This is a genomic window from Bradyrhizobium sp. SHOUNA76 (assembly GCF_023006445.1).
In the GTDB taxonomy this organism is placed as follows: Bacteria; Pseudomonadota; Alphaproteobacteria; order Rhizobiales; family Xanthobacteraceae; genus Bradyrhizobium.
On sequence record NZ_JALBHA010000405.1, the window covers coordinates 1 to 6,099 of the forward strand.

A 6,099-nucleotide genomic window follows, 5' to 3' on the forward strand; every position below is an offset into this window, starting at 1 on the left:
CTTCCGTCGCCATCTCGCAGAGCAGGGCGTGAAGCCGGGCGCCGGCCTCGAAGTGCTGCGCGATGCGATCGCGCGCGTCGGTGCACGCGTGCCGGCCGAGGCGGCGTAAGTCGGCTAAGCATGATCCGGAAAAGTGCGCAGCGGTTTTCCGAAAAGATCATGCTTAAATAACAACCTGAAGCCCGATGGCGATCCATCCTGATCGCATCGCGCTTTAGTCGATCGCCGTGCGCGAGCGGCGGTGGCCGCTCTGAAGCTCGGGATAGCCCGTGAGCATCAGCTTGTCGGCGCGGACGCCCCAGCTTTCCAGGCGGTCGAGGAAGCTCATGCCGAGCAGATTGGTCTTCATCTGCCCGCGCTGGACGACGAGGGCCGGCACCGATTTTTCAACCAGATGGCCGACGGAGAGGCGCTCCAGCGTGAGGCGAGCTGCCTTGGTATGACCACCGGCGGTTTCGAGATCGACGTCGTATTCGAGCATCTCGAGCGGCAGCCCGATTGCTTTCGCGGTTTCCCAGGTCAGCACGACCGACGTCGCACCGGTATCGATCACCATCGGCGCTGCGACACCGTTGATCTTCGCACGCAGCGCAAATTCGCCGCCCTGGCCGCGTGGGATCTGCACGGCGGGGGCGGGCGTCGCCGTCTGCGCGCGAAAAATGTGCGAGACCTTGTGGCTGGCGCGCGCGATCTGATCGGGATCACCATAGGCGACGACCGCACCTGCCGTGCCGGCGAGCATGACGAGAACGAGCAGGAAGCGGATCATTGCGCGCCTCCGGAGGCGCGCAGGCCGCTCAGGTGCGTTTGAGAGATCCCACGATCGGCACAAGTCCAGCTTCCGTCATGCGTGCCGGCAACAGGGCCATGACCGCGAGCCGGTCCGCGCTTTCCATGGCGTGCCAGCGCGCGATCTCGGGCAAGGTCCGGCCGCAGCCGAAGCATAGCTTGGTCCTGGGATCGATCATGCAGACTGCGACGCACGGCGTTTCTTTGCTCATTCGGACATAGTGGGGGATTGTCGGGCATGTCTGCAAGCATCTGGTTACGAGCCCGTGCCTGCGCTCATGATCGGCTTGTGGCGCGGCCGGCGCTTCTCGTCGGGCAGTACGGAACTCTCCGGCTGGAGCGGCGGAGAATCATCCGACAGCGGTGCAAGCGCGCTCATGACGCGCTCCGGCGGGAAGGTGACGATCACCTCGGTGCCGATGCGCAGCTTGGATTTCAGCGTGAACGTGCCGCCATGCAGGTCGATCAGATTCTTGGCGATCGGCAGACCGAGACCGGCGCCCTGTTCGGCCGACTTGATCGAGTTGGAGCCCTGGCCGAACGAGGCGAGCACGACCGGGATCTCGTCCTCGGGAATGCCGGAGCCGGAATCCTTCACCGAGAGATATTGTCCACCCGAAGCGGTCCAGCCGGCCTTGAGCCAGATCTCGCCGCCCTGCGGGGTGAACTTGATCGAGTTGGACAGCAGATTGAGCACGACCTGGCGGATCGCGCGCTCGTCGGCCCAGAGCCGCGGCATGGCCTGCTCGAACACTTCGTGGATGGTGATGCCGCGGCTCGAGGCACGCAGCTTCATCAGATGATGGCAGTCGGCGACGATGCCGACCAGTGACACCGCTTCCTCGTTCAGCTCGTAGCGGCCGGCCTCGATCCGCGACAGATCTAGGATCTCGTTGATGAGGTTGAGCAGGTGCACGCCCGAATTGTGGATGTCCGCCGAGTACTCCTTGTAGACCGGTACCGCATGCGCGCCGAAAATCTCGCTCTTCATCACCTCGGAGAAACCAAGGATGGCATTCAGCGGCGTGCGCAGCTCGTGGCTCATCTGCGCGAGGAAGCGCGACTTGGCGACGTTGGCGGATTCGGCGCGATGGCGCGCTTCGTCCGAGATCGCCTTGGCCTGTTCGAGCTCGCCGATCAGCGCGTCCTTTTCGGCGCGTGCTTCCAGCGTGGCGAAGGTGGAGGAGTGCAGGCGATGCGCCAGCAGCACGAAGTAGCCTTCGGCGGCGAGCGCCAGCGCAGCCAGGACGTAATTGTCCAGCGAGCCGGTCATCGCGAAGCTCAGCGCCATTGCGACCGCGACCGGCGCGGTGGCGGCAAGGGCGGCGATCGGCAGATTGGCGGCGAGCATGCTCGATACTGCGATCACCAGCAGCATCAGGAACATCATCAGCGTTTCCGTGACCATATCGAGCACGGGATGGATCAGGATCGCCATCCAGCACAGGCCATAGAGCAGGTCGAGCACGACGAAGCGCGTCCGCCATGCCCGCGTCGCGGCTGGAGAGCTGGGCTCGGTCAGGAACCGCCGGCAACTGCGGATCATGGCGCTGTGAATGCAGAGCATGCCCGCGGTCCAGGCTGCGGCCGGGATCGGCTGCATCCACAGCCCGAACAGCACGCCGGTCGCGACCACCAGCAGCATCACGACGTAGGAAGCCGATAGCCGCGTCTGGGCGTATTGACGCAGCATCTCGGCGTCGAAGGCCGGCCGGGTTCCGCTGGTCGATGTTAACTTGTCGCGGGCCTCGCGCACCCGCTGCGCCGCAGCCCTTCGGCTGCTCGCCGATGGAGCGCTCACCGGCTCGGCCGGAAGCTCCACAACCTCGGGCTTTTCAGCGGGGTTACTCATCAAGCAACACGATTCCTGCCCACGCCGGACGCGGGCCTTCTGCATTCTCTATCTCTGGCAAGAAATCCTTAAGAGGTGACTTAAGGAGCTAAAGAATTACGTTAACCCGGCGTTAATTTGGATCTCGGCCGTGCCGATCAATTCAGCGCCGCATACTGTACGATGTATACCACCGCTCCGGCCAGATATCCCACGAGCGCGGGACCTGCGATGCGGCGGGCGTACCAGAAGAACTCGATCTTCTCGAGCCCCATGGCGGCAACGCCCGCGGCCGAGCCGATGATCAGGATCGAGCCGCCAGTGCCGGCGCAATAGGCGATGAACTCCCAGATGAAGCTGTCCGGCGGATATTGCGTCAGATTGTACATGCCCATCGTTGCCGCGACGAGCGGCACGTTGTCGATGATGGCGCTCAAGAGGCCGAGCAGGATGACGATGATGTCGAGACGACCGACCGTGGCGTCGAGCCATTTGGCCAACAGCTCGAGGACGCGGGCGTGCTCCAGGCACGCGACGGCCATGAGGATGCCGACGAAGAACACGATGGAACTCATGTCGATGCGGGTCAGCGCATGGACGAGGGTGAGGGGGCGACGCGCATCCTCGTCCTTGTGGCGGTGAACGATCTCGCCGACCAGCCAGAGGATCCCCAGCCCGAACAGGATGCCCATGAAGGGGGCGAGGTGCGTCACGGCCTTGAAAACCGGGACCGCGACCAGTGTACCGAGCCCGAGATAGAACATCAGATTGCGCTCGAACAGCTCGACCCTGAGAGCCTGCGCTTCCCGCTGCAGCGGCGGACCGATGTCCTTCCCCCTGACAGAGTAGCCGATGATGAGCAGGGGTATCAGCAAATTGAGCAGTGACGGCAGGAACACCGCCTTCATGATGCTGACAGGCGTGATCTGCCCCCCGATCCAGAGCATCGTCGTCGTGACGTCTCCGATCACGGTCCAGGCGCCGCCGGCATTGGCGGCAATCACGATGATGGACGCAAACAGCAGGCGGTCGTTTTTGTTGCCGATCAGCTTCTGGATCAGCGAGATCATCACGATGGTGGTTGTCAGATTGTCGAGGATCGAGCTCAGGAAGAACGTCACGAAGCCGATGATCCACATCAGAGTGGTCTGCTTCGTGGTGCGGATGATCGAGGTGATGACTTCGAAGCCGTTGTGGGCGTCGATCACCTCGACGATCGTCATGGCGCCGATCAGGAAGAAGACGATTTGCGCAGTCGATGCGACGGATTCGTCGAGCTGGTGGTTGACAAGCGAGGCGTCGCCGACGGACATCGCATAGATGGTCCAGAGCAGGCCCGCCCCCAGGAGAGCCGAAGCGCTCTTGTTGACGCCGAGCGGGTGTTCGAGCGCGATGGCTGCGTACGCAACGATGAAAACGGCGGCTATCGCGCTCAGCAAATCGGTCCCCCCCGAATTCGTTGTTCGGCTCAATTTGCGCTTGTCCGGCCTTTACGCGGCGTCGCGCAGGCGTCAAGGCCGGTGACGGTCGCGGCTGCCCGGGCAGCGACCGCCACGCGCTCTCAGCGTTGCAGGCGCGCGAGCAGGCTCGACGTATCCCAGCGCTTGCCGCCCATCTTCTCGACCTCGGCGTAGAACTGGTCCACGAGTGCGGTCACCGGAAGGGTGGCGCCGTTGCGGCGGGCTTCAGCCAGCGAGATCGAGAGGTCCTTGCGCATCCATTCGACCGCGAAGCCGAAATCGTATTTGTCGTCGTTCATGGTCTTGTAGCGATTTTCCATCTGCCAGGACTGCGCCGCGCCCTTGGAGATGGTCTCGATCACTGCGGCGACGTCGAGGCCGCTCTTCTTGGCGAAGTGGATACCCTCGGAGAGACCCTGCACCAGACCGGCGATGCAGATCTGGTTGACCATCTTCGTGAGTTGGCCGCTTCCGGCGGGCCCGAGCAGTTTGCACATCCGCGCATAGGCGCCTGTGATGATCGGCTCGGCGCCGGAATAGGCATCCTGCGCGCCGCCGCACATCACCGTCAGCACGCCGTTCTCGGCGCCGGCCTGGCCGCCCGAGACCGGCGCATCGACGAATTTGAAGCCGGCCTTGGTGGCGGCTGCGTCCAGCTCCCGTGCGACCTCGGCGGAGGCGGTGGTGTGATCGACGAAGGTCGCACCCTTCTTCATGCCGGCGAAGGCGCCGTCGGGGCCGATCGTGACCGCGCGCAGATCGTTGTCGTTGCCGACGCAGCACATCACGAAATCCTGGCCTTCGGCGGCGGCCTTCGGGGTCGCTGCGGCCTTGCCGCCGAACTTGTCCGCCCATTCCTTCGCCTTGGCCGCGGTGCGGTTGTAAACGGTGACCTCATGGCCCCCTTTTTTGACGAGGTGTCCGGCCATGGGGAAGCCCATGACGCCGAGACCGAGGAAAGCGACTTTAGCCATGTGTGGTACCTTGTCCGTAGCTTGAGTTTTACGGTTGTATCCGGGCGAGGACGCCGGGCGGCATCCTCGGAGTTCCGCTGCGAGGGCGGGCCGGAGGCGCACCATAAACCGTTGAGCCGGGAGGGCAACGGCTTCGTTTGTCGGCCCCCTGTGCTAGGATGGCGGGACCTAAGGACTTCGAAAAAGGGAGCGAGAGCATGGGCGGCGTGAGCGTTGGCGTCCTCGATCATTTCAACATCCGGACCCGAAATCTGGCCGAGACCGTCCACTTCTACGAGGCTGTGCTGGGCCTGGAAAAAGGCGCCCGGCCGAACTTCGCCTTCCCCGGCGCCTGGATGTACAGCGAGGGTAAACCGGTGGTGCATCTCGTCGATATTTCTGCGACGGCTGAGCCACAAAAGCCTGACTCCGGCGTTGTCCACCACGTCGCCTTCGTCAGCCGCGGCTTTGACGGCATGAAGCAGCGGCTGACATCCAAGGGGATGAAGTTCGACTCCCGCCAGGTGCCCGGCGGCGACCTCTGGCAGATCTTCGTTCACGACCCCAATGGGGTCATGATCGAGCTGAATTACGAGGCTGCCAGGGAGCAGGGGGCCGCGCCCGCCGAGATGGCTGACGATATCGGCAGGCAGTAGCCTTTTGGGCGTTTCCGCTCTAATGGGGCATCCTAGAGTCTCGAGCATGACCTTGCCGGGAAGCCGCTCCACGCTTTGCGCTGGCGCAGCCCTCCGGCTCCGGATCAGGCTCCGTTCAGGAGATGCGCTTTGAGCGTGACGCAGCAACAGGTTCTCGACAGCCTCGCCAGGATCAAGTCGCCTCGCGGGGTCGCGCTCACCAATGCCAATGTGCTGAGCGCCATCAGCGCGTCCGACGGCAAGGTGTTCTTCTCGATCAATGTCGACGCCGCCGAGGCCAGGGCCTGGGAATCCATCCGGGCCGAGGCCGAGGCCGCCGTGCGCACCATTCCCGGCGTCACCACCGTCATGGTGGCGCTGACCGCCGAGCGCAAGCCGGGCTCCGCACCTCCACCGCCTCCGCAACCCAG

At 63.9% G+C, this 6,099-nt stretch carries 7 protein-coding genes and 1 pseudogene; 3 read left to right on the plus strand and 5 right to left on the minus strand.

Features of this window, described 5'->3' with window-relative positions:
* A pseudogene (locus MOV74_RS28995) lies at positions 1–109 on the plus strand (tRNA dihydrouridine(20/20a) synthase DusA); the annotation flags it as partial.
* Between the two features lie 105 nt (positions 110–214).
* Here the strand turns inward: MOV74_RS28995 and MOV74_RS29000 are convergent.
* The 5 genes from MOV74_RS29000 to MOV74_RS29020 form a co-directional block, all read right to left on the minus strand.
* Positions 215–769: a TIGR02281 family clan AA aspartic protease gene (locus tag MOV74_RS29000; protein WP_246930066.1), complete on the minus strand. Its 555-nt coding sequence runs from the start codon at positions 767–769 to the stop codon at positions 215–217.
* A gap of 28 nt (positions 770–797) precedes the next feature.
* Positions 798–1,001, minus strand: a complete 204-nt coding sequence (locus tag MOV74_RS29005) for a DUF1289 domain-containing protein (protein ID WP_246930068.1) — start codon at positions 999–1,001, stop codon at positions 798–800.
* A gap of 44 nt (positions 1,002–1,045) precedes the next feature.
* The gene (locus MOV74_RS29010) at positions 1,046–2,641 is read right to left on the minus strand and encodes a HAMP domain-containing sensor histidine kinase (RefSeq protein WP_246930070.1); all 1,596 of its coding nucleotides are present in this window, start codon (positions 2,639–2,641) and stop codon (positions 1,046–1,048) included.
* A 137-nt stretch (positions 2,642–2,778) separates the two neighbouring features.
* On the minus strand, positions 2,779–4,059 hold the full coding sequence (nhaD, locus tag MOV74_RS29015) for a sodium:proton antiporter NhaD (protein WP_246930072.1): 1,281 nt from the start codon (positions 4,057–4,059) through the stop codon (positions 2,779–2,781).
* Between the two features lie 122 nt (positions 4,060–4,181).
* Positions 4,182–5,054, minus strand: coding sequence for an NAD(P)-dependent oxidoreductase (locus MOV74_RS29020; protein WP_246930074.1), 873 nt, complete (start codon positions 5,052–5,054; stop codon positions 4,182–4,184).
* A 197-nt stretch (positions 5,055–5,251) separates the two neighbouring features.
* Between MOV74_RS29020 and MOV74_RS29025 the strand changes: the two genes are divergently transcribed.
* Positions 5,252–5,689, plus strand: a complete 438-nt coding sequence (locus tag MOV74_RS29025) for a VOC family protein (RefSeq protein ID WP_246930076.1) — start codon at positions 5,252–5,254, stop codon at positions 5,687–5,689.
* Positions 5,690–5,818: 129 nt separating this feature from the next.
* The coding region (locus tag MOV74_RS29030) for an iron-sulfur cluster assembly protein (protein WP_246930078.1) at positions 5,819–6,099 on the plus strand (281 nt) is incomplete at its 3' end.